The organism is Thalassospiraceae bacterium LMO-JJ14, assembly GCA_021555105.2.
Classification (GTDB): Bacteria; Pseudomonadota; Alphaproteobacteria; order Rhodospirillales; family Casp-alpha2; genus UBA4479.
Genome location: CP134604.1, coordinates 489,229 through 503,988, shown reverse-complemented (window position 1 = coordinate 503,988; position 14,760 = coordinate 489,229). Strand labels below are relative to the sequence as shown.

At 60.1% G+C, this 14,760-nt stretch carries 12 protein-coding genes; all 12 read left to right on the top strand.

The window, feature by feature from the left end:
* Positions 1-21 precede the first annotated feature (21 nt).
* The 12 genes from L2D14_02395 to L2D14_02340 all read left to right on the top strand — a co-directional run bounded on the left by L2D14_02395 (position 22) and on the right by L2D14_02340 (position 14,739).
* Positions 22-738, top strand: coding sequence for a methyltransferase domain-containing protein (locus L2D14_02395; GenBank protein ID WNK00284.1), 717 nt, complete (start codon positions 22-24; stop codon positions 736-738).
* Positions 731-1,726, top strand: a complete 996-nt coding sequence (locus L2D14_02390; protein ID WNK00283.1) for a glycosyltransferase family 4 protein — start codon at positions 731-733, stop codon at positions 1,724-1,726. Before L2D14_02395 ends, L2D14_02390 begins: the two co-directional genes overlap by 8 nt.
* 128 nt (positions 1,727-1,854) lie before the next feature.
* A complete protein-coding gene (locus L2D14_02385; GenBank protein WNK00282.1) occupies positions 1,855-3,042 on the top strand; it encodes an O-antigen ligase family protein in 1,188 nt (395 codons plus the stop codon).
* Between the two features lie 19 nt (positions 3,043-3,061).
* A complete protein-coding gene (locus L2D14_02380; protein WNK00281.1) occupies positions 3,062-4,333 on the top strand; it encodes a glycosyltransferase family 4 protein in 1,272 nt (423 codons plus the stop codon).
* Entirely contained in the window at positions 4,330-5,301 is a 972-nt protein-coding gene (locus tag L2D14_02375) for an NAD-dependent epimerase/dehydratase family protein (GenBank protein ID WNK00280.1), read from the top strand. The genes L2D14_02380 and L2D14_02375 overlap by 4 nt, the downstream gene beginning before the upstream one ends.
* Before the next feature lie 2 nt (positions 5,302-5,303).
* Entirely contained in the window at positions 5,304-7,238 is a 1,935-nt protein-coding gene (locus tag L2D14_02370; protein ID WNK00279.1) for a nucleoside-diphosphate sugar epimerase/dehydratase, read from the top strand.
* Between the two features lie 26 nt (positions 7,239-7,264).
* The gene (gene purH, locus L2D14_02365) at positions 7,265-8,842 is read left to right on the top strand and encodes a bifunctional phosphoribosylaminoimidazolecarboxamide formyltransferase/IMP cyclohydrolase (protein WNK00278.1); all 1,578 of its coding nucleotides are present in this window, start codon (positions 7,265-7,267) and stop codon (positions 8,840-8,842) included.
* A 23-nt stretch (positions 8,843-8,865) separates the two neighbouring features.
* Positions 8,866-10,029 carry a LegC family aminotransferase gene (locus tag L2D14_02360; protein ID WNK00277.1) on the top strand — a complete coding sequence of 388 codons (1,164 nt, stop codon included), beginning with the start codon at positions 8,866-8,868 and terminating at the stop codon, positions 10,027-10,029.
* 85 nt (positions 10,030-10,114) lie between these two features.
* Positions 10,115-11,338: a nucleotide sugar dehydrogenase gene (locus L2D14_02355; GenBank protein ID WNK00276.1), complete on the top strand. Its 1,224-nt coding sequence runs from the start codon at positions 10,115-10,117 to the stop codon at positions 11,336-11,338.
* Positions 11,335-12,327, top strand: coding sequence for an SDR family NAD(P)-dependent oxidoreductase (locus tag L2D14_02350; protein WNK00275.1), 993 nt, complete (start codon positions 11,335-11,337; stop codon positions 12,325-12,327). The genes L2D14_02355 and L2D14_02350 overlap by 4 nt, the downstream gene beginning before the upstream one ends.
* On the top strand, positions 12,324-13,208 hold the full coding sequence (locus tag L2D14_02345) for a methyltransferase domain-containing protein (GenBank protein ID WNK00274.1): 885 nt from the start codon (positions 12,324-12,326) through the stop codon (positions 13,206-13,208). Before L2D14_02350 ends, L2D14_02345 begins: the two co-directional genes overlap by 4 nt.
* Before the next feature lie 16 nt (positions 13,209-13,224).
* Positions 13,225-14,739 carry a hypothetical protein gene (locus L2D14_02340; protein ID WNK00273.1) on the top strand — a complete coding sequence of 505 codons (1,515 nt, stop codon included), beginning with the start codon at positions 13,225-13,227 and terminating at the stop codon, positions 14,737-14,739.
* The last annotated feature ends 21 nt before the right edge of the window (positions 14,740-14,760 follow it).

Sequence of the window (14,760 nt, the reverse complement as noted above, 5' to 3'; positions counted from 1 at the left end):
TCTGACAACAGGGTTCCCGGCGTGAGTGCAGATTCTCTTTCCTATGAAGGCCGGGAATTCGAAGCTGCGGCCAACCTTGTCAATTACTACCGCTGGATCACCGACAGCTTCAAGCCATACCTGAAGGGGGACGGCACGGAAATCGGCGCCGGGATCGGCACATATTCAGGTTACCTGCGCCCGCTTCTGTCGACGCTCGATACCGTTGAGCCTTCAGCGCACCAGTTTACAGCCCTGCAGGCAAAATTCGCAGACGACAAAAACGTCCGGACGTTTTCGGAAACCATTCATGACTACCTGCAGCGCGTCGGCCCCGATGCACGGGACTGCATCTGCCTCGTCAATGTGCTCGAGCATATTGAACATGATACGGACGCGCTTTCGGATCTGCACCGTTTGATCAAGCCCGGCGGGCATGTATGCATTTTCGTACCCGCGATGCCGTGTCTGCATAGTAAGCTCGATGATATTTTCGGTCATTATCGCCGCTACACGAAACCTGAACTCGAACAAAAACTGGCCGCCACCGGCTTCACCGCCATGCAAAGCAAGTACATGGATATCCTCGGATTTCCGGCATGGGGCCTGATCAACACGATCATGGGGTCGACAAACCTGAGCCCGGCCCTGACGTCGCTGTACGATAAGGTTTTCATCCCCGTGACCCGAACTTTCGAAGCCATCGTGCCGCCGCCGTTCGGCAAAAGCCTGCTGATTGTCGGACAGAAGCGTGCCTGAGCTTTGGCCATTTGCTGCGGCCTGTGCGACGGGGTTCCTGATCGCCTTGGTTGGGACCGGTTTTCTCTGCCGGTTGTTGGCCGGAAAAGGCATTCTGGACGAGCCCAATCAACGCAGCTCGCATCAACAGGCAAAACCACGTGGCGGCGGACTGGCGATACTTGCCGCCGTCGCAGCAGGTATCGGCATACTGGCCATTGCCGGTACACCTCTGCCGTCCGGCATTATAATGGTTGGAATAGCAGCATTCGTCTTGGCACTGATTTCGTGGGCAGACGATGTCAGAGGATTATCTCCGCTGGTTCGGTTCATTCCGCAATTCATATGTGTCGGAATTGTCCTATACATCGCCCCCGTTTCCGAGCTCCCCCTGATCGGCGCATTGCCGGGGTGGTTGCAGTCCGGACTGCTCGCGCTGGCGTGGCTATGGTTCATCAATCTTTATAATTTCATGGACGGTATCGACGGCATCACCGGTGTCGAGACCATTGTCATCACGCTCGGCATCGCGCTCGTTTGCATTTTCAATCGCGACCTCATCGGTCTGCAGGGACCGGCACTCGTCATCGCCGCCGCAGCGGCCGGGTTTCTGGTCTGGAACTGGGCGCCTGCAAAGATCTTCATGGGCGACGTCGGCAGTGTGCCACTGGGATTCGTACTTGGCTGGCTGCTGCTCGACATGGCCGGGAACGGATATCTGGCTGCGGCGCTTATTCTACCGGGATATTATCTGATCGATGCGACGATAACCCTGCTATCCCGGCTGCGCCGCGGCAAAAAAATCTGGCAGGCGCATCGCGAGCATGCCTATCAACATGCCGTTCAGAACGGCCTGTCCCACGCCGACGTTTCATTGCGCGTTGGCATAACCGGATGCGCGTTGACCGGCCTTGCCATTGTCAGCACTGCATACCCCTGGCCGGCCGGCGTTACGGCGTGCATTGTTGTCGTGCTGTTCTGGCGATACCTTCGCCATGTGACACCCTGAACGGATAAATCGTGATTACTTCGAAGACCCTGAATTTACCGTCAGCCGCGCCGAGCGCCTATGGCGTTCTTTTCGCCATCCTCGCCGCAGCCATGCCCATAGTTTCCCTGTCATCCAGCAAAGCCGTTGTGCCGCTGGCAATCGTAGCAGCGCTCGCATTACTGGGGGTTGCCTATAAAAGAGACGCACTCAAGCGCATCCGGGTTTTCGATTCCTATGTCCTGTATGCTCTTTGCGCCTATTTTCTGACAGCCCTGCTGGCATCCCTGCTGAACGACGCATTGGTTGACGAGGCCACGTCACTCGGCAAAATCATCGGCCTGATCGTCATTGCGGTTTTGCTTTTCCCGATGCGGAGCTGCCTGAGCAAGGTGGATATCCAATGGGTTGCCGGCGCCCTGATCTTGGGGCTGTGCATCACCATGATGTGGATTGGCGGGTACATACTCTATGAGAAACTGATGTATTTTATCAGTCTCGAGCCTGAGCGATACAATGACGACTATTTTTCCCGGCTTCAGCTTTACGGTTATTTCTGGTTCAAATCCGCATCCACCGTTACAGCGCTTTTCAGCCTTGTCGCAGGGGTTTATCTGATTGGAGCCGGAAAACGGCTTTTTGCCCTCTTGTTTGTCTGCTTCGGTGTACTGACATGTTACTGGGTCGGGAGCCGGACGGCAGGCTACGGACTGGTTGGTGCACTGGTCGCAGGCCTCACCTATCAGTTGCTTGGCAGATACAGGCTCAAACTGGTGTTGGCCGTTCTGGCACTGGCATTTCTGCTGCCGGTCTGGATGAATCTCAGTAACTTTAAGCCCGAGCAAGTCAGCACCCAACTCAACATAACAAATTCGGCAGCAAATGCAGTCGTTTACCGCATGTATATATGGGATTTTGTCGCTGACAAAATCGCCGAGAAACCATTACTCGGTTGGGGGGTCGACGCTTCCAAGCGGCTTGGAACGGACGCCGAAGGCGTTCTGAGCGACCCCCGGTTTGGAAAACTCGGAGAGCCCATTCCGGTACATCCACACAACGCCATCCTGCAGATCTGGCTGGACTTCGGTTTCTTCGGTGCGATGTTCATATATGTGCTGATCGCACGGGGCCTGATTTTAGCTGAACGGCATATCCACCGTCCCCTGGACCGCATATGGATTTTTGCCTGCGGCTCCTTGATCGCCACCCTCTTCAGCTTCAGTTTTTCCATCGCTTCAAGCTGGTGGATGGTCACCGTAATCGTGGGTGTCGTCTTGACGGCGATGTTCGCCCGGCACGCAAGCCTGCAAGAATCTGCAGGAATGTCTTCGTCATGAGTTTCAAAGGGCATGTCATTTGAACATCCTTTTTTTCACAGAGAACTTTCCCCCTGAAACCAATGCCGCGGCGACGCGTGTATATGAGCGTGCCGTGTATTGGGCGAAGTGGGGCCATCAAGTGACCGTCATCACCTGCCAGCCCAATTTTCCACACGGCCGGCTTTTCGACGGCTATGAGAACAGCTATAGCACCGAGGACATGGACGGGCTGCGCGTGGTGCGCGTGCCGACCTACATCTCACCCAACCGTGGCGTTTTTCTCCGGATCCTGGATTTTCTGAGTTTCATGATCAGCGGCTACCGGGCGGCACGGTTGGAGCCGGCCCCCGATGTCGTGATCTCGACCTCGCCGCAATTTTTCGCCGCCGTTGCCGCATGGTGGTTCGCGAAGCGGCGTGGGCTTCGCTATGTCTTCGAACTGGGCGATTTATGGCCGGCGTCCATTGCCGCTGTCGGTGCCATGAAAGCCAATCTGGCCTTGCGGCTCCTCGAGAAACTTGAACTGAAGATGTACCGTGATGCGGACGCCGTGGTCGCGCTGACATCGTCATTCCGCAACAACCTGATCGACCGCGGTATCGATGCCGGTAAAATCGCCGTGGTCATCAACGGAGTCGATCTGTGGCGCTATGCGCCGCGCCCGCGCGACACGGTGCTTGCCGCCAGGGCGGGCCTGAAAGACGGCGAATGCGTGATCGGTTACATCGGCACTCACGGCATGGCGCATGCGCTCGACAATGTTCTCGATACCGCGGCGATCATGCGCGAGCGCCCGGATATCGTATTCCTGCTGGTCGGCGCCGGCGCCGAGCGCGACGGCCTGATGGCGCGGGCGAAAGCGGAACGCCTGACAAATGTCCGCTTCCTCGATCCGCAACCCAAGGCAAGTATGCCCGATGTCTGGTCGCTTTGCGACGCGGCGCTGGTGCACCTGAAGAATGCCGACGTTTTCGCCGGAGTCATTCCGTCGAAAATCTTCGAAGCCATGGGCATGGGCCTGCCGATCATATTTGCCGGCCCGCCGGGTGAGGGTTCCGGAATCGTCGCCAATGCCGGTGCCGGTCTGATCGTTGCCGCGCAAAATCCGCATGCGCTGGCTTCCGCCTGTGCCGTTCTCGCGGACGAGCCGGATCAGCGCCGCGACATGGGCAAGCGCAGCCTCACCGCCGCACCCCGTTACAGCCGCGAGACCCAGTCGCGCCATATGATCGATGTGCTGGATGCGGTGATTGCCGGCCGGGGGATGGAAGCCGCCCGCATCAACCCCGGTCGCGGAGAGGCTTCTTGAAGATCGGCGTTACCGGCGCCAACGGATTTGTCGGCGGGTATCTGCTGGCGGCGTTGAAAGCCGCCGGACATGACGTTCGTGCACTTGTCAGAACGCCGGAAAACCTGCCGCTGGCAGATGCGGACAGTGTGTCGGCAATCCCAAGTATAGACCGCAACACGGATATTGAGGCGCTGAAAGCCGCCATGAGCGGCCTGGATGCCGTCGTCCATCTGGCAGCCCGGGTCCATGTCATGAATGCGTCACTTGATGACGATACATTTCACAACGTCAATGTTGACGGCAGTGCCCGCCTGTTCGACGCTGCCGTGGCCGCCGGTATCAAACGCTTTGTGTTGATAAGTTCCGTCAAAGCCGCCGGTGAGCGGTCCGGCGTCCGCCCGCTCATATCGGATGATGCCCCCGTCCCCGAAGATGCTTATGGCCGCTCAAAACTGGCGGCGGAAATACGGCTTCGCGAAATGGCCGCCGATCGGGCCTGCGAACTGGTCATCCTGCGCCCGGCCTTCGTTTACGGCTGGCCGCCGGCGGGCAATTTCAGGGCGGTTATTTCTGCTGTTCTCAAGGGGTTCCCGTTACCTCTTGCAGGGATCGAGAACCGCCGCGATATGACCTATGCGGGCAACCTGGCCGATGCCATTGCCACAGCCTGTACCGCGCCGGAACTTCACGATACGCCTTATTTCATATCCGACGGCGTCCCTGTTTCGACCCCCGAGCTGTTTCAGGCCGTGGCCGCAGCCTTCGGCCGTCCGGCCCGGCTGTTCCATGTGCCCCGCTGGGTTTTGCGCCTGATCGGGGCGCTGACCGGGCGCAGCGCCGCCATATCCCGATTGACCGGGAACTTTCTCGTCGATACGGCCCCCTTCCACCGTGACGCGCGCTGGCAAGCCCCTTATAAGATGTCTGAGGGGCTTGGCGCCGTTGCGCAAGCATGGCGCGAGACAAACCGGGCAGGACCTGTTTGAACGTGAAGCTGTTGCATCGAATTTCCGGCCGCGGCCTGATTGCTTTCGGACACGACATCGTCATGGCCGGCCTGTCGTTTGTCGTCGCCATGTATCTGCGCGTCGGCGCCACGGAATACAGCCTGAGCACGACACTGCTCATCGAGGGCGCTTTCGCGATGACGCTGATCGGCGCCGTCGTGTTCTGGATTTCCGGTCTTTACCGCGGCGTCTGGCGGTACGCGTCCATGGACGACCTGATGGCGATCACCCGCGCCGCGACAATCGCCATGCTGGCGTTCCTGGTCGTCATGTTCATGTGGTCGCGCATGGACGATGTGCCGCGTTCCGTTCCGTTCATCAACTGGCTGGCGCTGATGGCCATGCTGGGCGGCCCCCGCTTCATATATCGCTCGTGGAAAGACCGCCGCATCGAATTGCCGCACCTGGGCTTGGCGTCGAAAGTGCCGGTGCTGCTGATCGGCGCCTCCGACGGGGCCGACCAGTTCCTGCGCGGACTTCGCCAAAGCACGGATACGCCCTACGGTGTTGTCGGCATTCTTTCCGAACACCCGGAACGGGTTGGGCGCACGATCCGCGGCGTCACCGTACTCGGCACCGTCGATGAACTTGAAAAAATCTTCGCTGAATTAAAGGCCCGGGACGCGGCGCCGCAGCGCCTGATCCTGACCAAGGATGAAATTACCGGCGCGCCGGTCCGCGATCTTCTGGAACGTGCCGCCAATCTCGGTCTGACGCTGGCCCGTGTGCCGCGCGCCACCGACTTCCGCGCCGCCGATGCCGACCGCACCGAGGTCAAGCCGGTCGCGATCGAGGATCTTCTGGGCCGCCCGCAAACGCCGCTTGAACGTGACGTCATGCAGGGACTGATCAAGGACCGGCGTGTCGTCATCACCGGGGCAGGCGGTAGCATCGGATCCGAGCTGGCACGCCAGATCGCCGCGTTCGAGCCGGCCACGCTGGGCCTGATCGAAAACAACGAGTACGCGCTTTACAAGATCGACCGTGAAATTGCCGAGACCCAGCCGGCGCTGCCGCGTCAGGCGATCATCGCCGATGTCCGTGACGGGGCACGTATGACGGAGGCGCTCCAGACGCTCGGCGCCGAAATCGTCTTTCATGCCGCCGCGCTAAAGCATGTACCGCTGGTCGAGAGCAACCCCGCAGAAGGCATCCGCACCAACGTCCAGGGCACGATCAACGTCGCCGAGGCCTGCCTTGCCGCCAACGTCGGCACCATGGTGCAGATTTCCACCGACAAGGCGATCAACCCGACAAGTATCATGGGCGCCACCAAACGGGCCGCTGAAATGTACTGTCAGGCCCTCGATCTTTCCGAATTGAGCCGGTCATGCCGGTTCGTGACCGTGCGTTTCGGCAATGTTCTGGGCTCGACCGGTTCCGTCGTGCCGCTGTTTCAGCGCCAACTTGAAAAAGGCGGGCCGCTGACGGTCACGCATCCGGAGATGACGCGTTACTTCATGACCGTCCACGAAGCGGTCGAGCTTGTGCTCGAGGCATCGGCACTGGGCAGCCGGGGCGAGGTCGCGGACGGGCGCATTTTCGTTCTCGATATGGGCGAGCCGGTGAAGATCGTCGATCTGGCGCGGCAGATGATTCGCCTTTCCGGCAAGGTCCCCGACACCGATGTGAAGATCGAATTCACCGGCATCCGCCCCGGCGAGAAACTTTACGAAGAAGTTTTCCACGACGATGAAACCACCGTCGAGACGAATTACGCCGGACTTTTGCTGGCCGCGCCCCGTGTTGTTTCCATCGACGAGCTGAAACGCCGGATGGCGCCGCTGCTCGATGCCGCCGGGGCGGGACGCAACGACGAGGTCCGCACGCTATTGCACGGCATCGTTCCGGAATTCATCGAACCCGCGGACGGCCCCCGGGATGCCCCGAAAGCCAAACGCGCACAATCTACATGAATGACCAAAGAGGAATTTGAAAACCGATGACTGACGCAAAGATTACCCGCGCCCTGATCAGTGTTTCCGACAAAACCGGATTGCTGGAGCTGGGTCAGGCGCTGGATGCCGCCGGCGTTGAAATCCTGTCCACCGGCGGTTCCGCCAAGGCGCTCCGCGATGCCGGGGTCAACGTCGTCGAAGTCAGCGATTTCACCGGCTTCCCGGAAATCATGGACGGCCGCGTCAAAACCCTGCAGCCGAAAATTCACGGCGGCCTTCTCGCGGTGCGCGGCAATGCCGAGCACGAAGCGGCCATGCAGGCGCACGGCATTCAAAACATCGACCTGCTGGTCGTCAATCTGTATCCGTTCGAGGAAACCGTCGCCAAGGGCGCGGACTTCGATACCTGCATCGAGAACATCGACATCGGCGGTCCGGCGATGATCCGCGCCGCATCGAAAAACCATGCCTTCGTCAGCGTCGTTGTCGATCCGGCCGATTACGGACGGCTGCTCGAGGAAATGGCCGCCAATGACGGCGCCACCACGGCGGACTTCAGAACCCGGCTCGCCGCCAAGGCCTATGCCCGGACCGGCAGTTACGATGCGGCGATCTCGGCATGGTTCGCCGAGACACTGGGCGAAACGTTCCCTGCGCGCACCGTCATGGCCGGATCGCTGAAGCAGGTACTGCGCTACGGCGAGAACCCGCATCAGGAAGCGGCCTTCTATACGAATTCGGAAAACCGCCCCGGCATCGCCACAGCGACGCAGCTTCAGGGCAAGGAACTCAGCTTCAACAACCTGAACGACACCGACGCCGCGTTCGAGCTGGTCGCCGAGTTCACCGATACCCCGGCCTGTGTCATCGTCAAGCACGCCAACCCGTGCGGCGTCGCCATTGCCGGTAATCTGAGCGATGCCTACAGCCGCGCACTGGCGTGCGATACGGAAAGTGCCTTCGGCGGAATCCTCGCCTTCAACCGGGAACTTGACGCGGAAACCGCGACACTCGCGGCCGAGCTGTTTGCCGAGGTCATCATCGCACCGAAAATATCCGACGACGCCAAGGCCATCTTCCAGGCCAAGAAAAACCTCCGCGTCCTGGAAACCGGCGCGCTGCCGGATGCCGCCGCCAAGGGCATGACCGTGCGCTCGCTGGCCGGTGGATATCTACTGCAGAACCGCGACGCGGCCTTGACGTCGGGCGATCTGAACGTCGTCACCAAACGCGCGCCGACGGATACGGAAATGGCCGATCTGATGTTCGCCTTTACCGTCTGCAAACACGTCAAGTCGAACGCCATCATCTATGCCAAAAACGGCGCCACCGTCGGCGTCGGCGCCGGACAGATGAGCCGCGTCAATTCGTCCCGCATCGCCGCCTGGAAAGCCGCCGACGCGGCGCGTGTCGCGGGCGATCCGGAAAGCTGGGCCATCGGCTCGGTGGTCGCATCGGATGCATTCTTTCCGTTCGCCGACGGTCTGATTGCGGCGGCCGAGGCCGGCGCCACCGCGATTATCCAGCCGGGCGGCAGCATGCGTGACGAAGAAGTCATCGCCGCGGCCGACGAAAAGGGCCTAGCCATGGTCTTTACCGGCATGCGCCACTTTCGCCACTAAACGGCAACAACCGGGAACCGGACATGGACAACAAGGTCGAGGAAATCGTCAGTGTGTTGCGCGAGATCGCGCCGCCCCCGGCACCGCTGCATGAACCGCGGTTCGGCGAGGAAGAAATCGAAAACGTGACGAGTTGTCTGCGTGACGGCTGGGTTTCGTATCACGGCAAGTTCGTGACCCAGTTCGAAACCGACCTGGCGGCGTTCTGCGACGCCAGGCACGCGGTCATCACGTCGAGCGGCACGTCGGCACTGCACGCAATCATTCACATGATGGGAATCGGCCATGGCGACGAGGTGCTGGCGCCGGCGCTGACCTTCATCGCCTCAATCAATGCCATTGCCTACACCGGTGCCACGCCGCATTTCATCGATGCCGAGGAACCGACGCTCGGCGTCGATGCGGCAAAGCTGTCCGGCTATCTGCACGACATCGCCGAAAAGCGGCCGGACGGCTTGTTCAACAAGCAAACCGGCCGGCGGATCGCCGCCGTGATGTGCATGCACGCATTCGGCCATCCATCCGATCTTGATGCGCTGGCGGCGGTAGCCGATGAATTCGCCATCCCGTTGATCGAGGACGCGGCGGAATCGCTCGGCTCGTACTACAAGGGCCGCCACGTCGGCAACCACGGCCACATGTCGGCGCTCAGCTTCAACGGCAACAAGATCATCACCACCGGCGGCGGCGGCGCGATCCTGTGCAATGACGATGACATGGCCGAACGGGTGCGTCGCGTAACGACGACGGCACGCATCCCCCATGCCTATGAGTTCTCGCACAACGAAATCGCCTTTAACTACCGCATGCCGAACCTGAACGCCGCCGTCGGCTGCGGACAGCTGGCGCGGCTACCCGGGTACCTTGAGCGCAAGCGCCGTCTTGCCGCGCGCTACCACGATGCGTTCGCCAAAATCGACGGTGTCAATCACGTCAGCGAACCCGCCGAGTGCATCAGCAATTACTGGATCAATATCCTGCTTTTGGAGCCGGGACACCGTACGCTGAGAGAGCCGGTCCTGCAGGCCGCCAATGATGCCGGCATCGGCGCACGCGCCGCCTGGGTGCCGATTTGCGATCTGCCCATGTACGCCCACTGCCCGAAGATGGACCTTTCCGGGACACACGACCTGTACGGGCGGATTCTTAACGTCCCCAGCAGCCCGCATCTGATGACGGACGGCTGACCGGAAAAAGGTTTCCAACCTGCGGCGCGGTCTGTATCAAGACCCTCTGCGTCTAACCCGTCACGGAAAAGATTGAGCGATATCAATGAGCGACATTAAAAAAGCGGATGTCTGTATCGTCGGCGGCGCCGGCCATGTCGGCCTGCCGATGGCCCTGTCGTTTGCCAACGCAGGCTCGCGTGTGCAGATCTACGACATCAACCAGCAGACGCTGGATACCATCGCATCGGGCAAGATGCCGTTCGTCGACGAGGGCGCCGAAGCATATCTGAAACAGGCACTCGATAACGACCTGCTGACACTTACCGCCGATCCGGCGGAAATCACACCGGATGGTGTGCTTGTGATCACCATCGGCACGCCGGTCGACGAATTTCTGAACCCCTCGCACGGCGAGGTAAAATCCGCGATCGACACGCTGATACCGCATATCGCCGACGATCATCTTATCGTACTGCGTTCGACGCTCTATCCCGGTACCACCGACTGGCTGCACCGCTATCTCGAACAGATCGGCCGCAAAAGCCGGGTGGCGTTCTGCCCGGAACGCTCCGTGCAGGGGCGCGCCATCCGCGAGCTTTCCGAACTGCCGCAGATCATCAGCGGCACGACCCAGGCCGCGCTTGACGAAGCGCGCGCCTTTTTCAAGCCCGTGGTGCCGGAAATGATCGAGTTGAGCCCGCTGGAAGCCGAATTCGTCAAGTTGTTCGACAATTCCTACCGGTATATCGAATTCGCCATCGCCAACCAGTTCTATATGCTGGCCGATCAGGCTGGCGCGGACTATTCGAAAATCCATTTCGGCATGACGCACGGCTACGAACGCGCCAAGAACATGCCGCGCCCCGGCTTCACCGCCGGCCCGTGCCTGTTCAAGGACACCATGCAGATCGCCGCATTTGCCCGAAACCAGTTCTCGCTCGGCAACTCGGCGATGCTGGTGAACGAAGGCCTGGTGCTGTACGTGATCGAAAAGATCGCCGCCCAGTTCGATCTTGCCGAACAAACCGTCGGTCTGCTCGGCATGTCGTTCAAGGCCGACAGCGACGATATTCGCGCCTCGCTCAGCTATAAAATGAAGAAGCACCTGATGATGCGGGCCAGGGACGTGCTGAGCACAGACCCGCATGTGCTCGACGATCCGAACCTGTTGCCGCTGGATCAGGTCGTCAACGACAGCGACATTCTCGTCGTCTGCACCCCACATTCGGCATACCGGGACCTCGACACCAAGGGCAAGCCGGTGTTCGATGTGTGGAATCACATTGTCGCCCCGGACCCGGCGACCGTCGTCAAAGGATCGGTATGAGCAAGAAAATCGTCGTCACCGGCGGCACCGGCTTCATCGGCTCGGCGCTGGTACGTCGGCTCCTCGCCGACGGCCATCGGGTGCGTGTTTTCGACAACGATTCCCGGGGCCGCGCGACGCGGCTCGACGACATTAAATCCGACATTGAAATCGTCCATGGGGATATCCGCGACGCCGACGCCGTCAGTGCCGCCCTGGCCGGTCAGGACGCGGTGTGGCATCTGGCCTACGTCAACGGCACCGAGTTCTTTTACGAAAAGCCCGATCTGGTGCTCGATGTCGGCGTCAAGGGCATGGTCAACGTCATCGACGGCTGTAAGACACAGGGCGTCGCCGAGCTGATCTATGCCTCGACGTCCGAGGTCTATCAGACGCCCGCCGTCGTCCCCACGCCCGAAGACGTGCAGATGGTCGTGCCGGATCCGACCAATCCCCGCTATTCCTACGGCGCCGGCAAGATCATTGGCGAGATGATGGCGCTGCACACGGCAACGCGCATTTGCGACAGGGTGCAGATCTTCCGCCCTCACAATGTCTATGGTCCGGACATGGGCTGGGAGCATGTGCTGCCGCAGTTCGTCTTGCGCATGAAGCAGCTTTGCGCAGAATCCGACGCCGATCCGCTAGCGTTCCCGATCCAGGGCGATGGCCGCGAAACCCGCGCCTTCAACTATATCGACGACTTCATCGATGCCGTGATTTTGATGTCGGAAAAAGGCGGCAGTGGCGAAATCTATCACATCGGCAACCCCGAGGAAGTCGCGATCCGCGATGTCGCGCACATGGTCGGGCAATATTTCGACCGTAAAATTGAACTCGTCCCGCAGCCTTTACAAAAAGGCGGCACGCCCCGGCGCAGCCCCGACATTACAAAAATCGCCGCCCTCGGCTACACGCCGAAAGTCATGCTGGCCGATGGTTTTCCCAAGCTCGCCACATGGTATGATGCGCATGCGGATCAGGCACCAAACGAGGCTCGGACATCATGAAGCGCTGTCTTTCGTGCAATCACCTCTTTGACAGCGATGACTGGACCTGCCCTGCGTGCGGCGTCACACCCGAGACAATTGATGGCTTCAACGCGTTTGCGCCGCAGCTGGTCAACACCACGACCGCCTTCGATGACGACAGTTTCGGCGATCTGGCGGAATCCGAGGAATCCAGTTTCTGGTATGTACCGCGCAACAACCTGATTGCGTGGACGCTCGGCAAGTATTTTCCGGACGCCACGTCATTTTACGAAATGGGCTGCGGCACCGGTATCGTGTTGATGGGCCTGCATGAAAAGAATCCCGCCCTGCGGCTTTCAGGCAGCGACATCTATACCTCGGGGCTGGAAGTCGCGCGCGACCGCCTGGGTGACGGCGTCGAACAGCTTTTGCAGACCGACGCGCACGGCATCCCGTTCCGCGAACAGTTCGATGCCATCGGCGCCTTCGACGTGATCGAACATATCGATGACGATGTCGGCGCCATGCATGAGCTTCTGCAGACCCTGAAGCCCGGCGGCGGCGCGATCTTCGTCGTCCCCCGTCACATGTTCATGTGGAGCATCATGGACGATTTGGCGTGTCACAAGCGCCGTTACGGCCGGCAGCAGTTCGACGCGCGGGTCAAACAGGCCGGTTTCGAGATCGTTCGGACCTTTTCATTCGGTATGCTGACCCTGCCGTTGCAGTATTTTTCACGTAAGGTCATGCAGAAGTTCCGCAAGGGCGACAAGATGTCCGATTATCTGGAGCTCAAGGTCTCGCCGCTGACCGGATTTATCCTGCGGGTTTTGTTCGAACTCGATCAGATCCCCGTCAGGCTTGGCGTCAATTATCCGTTCGGCGCCTCCCTGGTTGTCGTAGCGCGCCGGCCGAAGTGACGTACCCTTTCTGTCCATGACCATGAACCGCCTGTATCTGACGGCATTCTGGGGATCGGCCGCGTCGATGGCCGTGCTGATGGCCGTGCGCCTATATAACGGCGTATCGTTTGACGTTCCGCTCCAGTTCATCACCAGCGGCGATGAGCAGGCGTCTCTGTACGCCATCTGGAAGTCGGTTCATGGCGTCGATGTTTACACGGACCCGTCGCGCAGTCCTTATGCGATGTCGTTCTATAATGCGCTGTTTTATGTCGTTTACGGCACCTGGTCTTGGTTCTGGCTATCGCTGCTGTCATTGGCCGACACGTGGCTGCCGACAGTCAGCAGGTTCCTGACGCTGCTGGGCGCCGTTGCCGGATGGGCGCTGGCAGCATGCCTGCTGATGACGGCCGGGCGCCAGGCGCAGGCGGCCGAAGACCAGCAGCCGCGATTTGTCGCAGCACTTTCGGCGGCATTGCTGTTCATCGGCCCGCTGATGGGATTCTGGGCGTTTACCGTGCGGCCGGATCTGTGGGCCTTCGTTTTCGAGATAATCGCCGTACTTGTTTTCATCCGCACGTATGCGGAAAACAGGCAACTCGCTGTGACACTGGCGGCGGCATTGCTGTTCGGCAGCTGGATGTTCAAGCAGGCCGCCATCAGTGCGGTGTGCGGCATCGGTCTGTTCTTGCTGTTCGAGCGGGAATGGCGCGCACTTTTCCTTTTCTGTGCTGTCTATCTCGGGTCCTGCTTCGCGGCCATCTTCGCGGGCGGCGAACTGTACCGCCAAAGCATCTTCTTCACGCAGATCGCGCTGGAGTATTCCCTGATGCACGGCATCAAGGTCTGGGCCAATGCCGTTGCCAAAACCCTGCCGATCTATCTGCCCTTGCTGGTCATCGTCTATGCCCTGGTGACACAGCCAGCGTACCGCCGGCAATTTATGAACCGCTGGGTGTGCCGATTTTTCCTGTATGGCTTCATCGCCTCTGCCGGCATTATCTTTGCGCTTTCGGTCCAGGATGCCAGCGCGGAGAATTACACCTTCACACCAGGCCTGTTTGCCGCCGGCCTTCTGGTCAGCGGTTTTGCCTGCATGGAAAAGCCGTCATCCGGGCGCTTGGCGCTGGCCCGTGCCTGGCTGGCGGCGATGGCCATGCATGCGCTGCTGTGTGTTCTGGTTATCGGTGGCGTCCTGGGTGTGCTCGATCCGGCACGGAAAAGCCACAGCGAATTGACGGCTGCGGCCGAATGCATCAACAGATATCCCGGGCCCCTGTTTGTCGAAGACACCTATCTGTCTTTGCCGTGGATGACCCAAAGTGCCGAGCCGTTCGTCCTTTCTTATACCTATGGACGGGCACGGGCCCTTGGCATACCGCACGAAAAGGACGGCATCGGCGGGCGCATCGATAACGGCGAGTTTACGACATTGGCGTTGTCCACGGACAACGGCGAACGCGGTTTCGACGGCGCGCATTTGCGGCATTACAGACTCCTGCCCAAGACCTGCGGGTCGCTGCATATGTGGTCAAGAATTGATCCTTGAGTTTTAGGCAGGCTCTGCCAC

Excerpts from the sequence above, each read along its gene's own strand:
- L2D14_02360 (WNK00277.1), top strand. The coding sequence starts at position 8,866 with ATGGACAACAAGGTCGAGGAAATCGTCAGTGTGTTGCGCGAGATCGCG.
- purH (WNK00278.1), top strand. The coding sequence starts at position 7,265 with ATGACTGACGCAAAGATTACCCGCGCCCTGATCAGTGTTTCCGACAAA.
- L2D14_02350 (WNK00275.1), top strand. The coding sequence starts at position 11,335 with ATGAGCAAGAAAATCGTCGTCACCGGCGGCACCGGCTTCATCGGCTCG.
- L2D14_02345 (WNK00274.1), top strand. The coding sequence starts at position 12,324 with ATGAAGCGCTGTCTTTCGTGCAATCACCTCTTTGACAGCGATGACTGG.
- L2D14_02340 (WNK00273.1), top strand. The coding sequence starts at position 13,225 with ATGACCATGAACCGCCTGTATCTGACGGCATTCTGGGGATCGGCCGCG.
- L2D14_02355 (WNK00276.1), top strand. The coding sequence starts at position 10,115 with ATGAGCGACATTAAAAAAGCGGATGTCTGTATCGTCGGCGGCGCCGGC.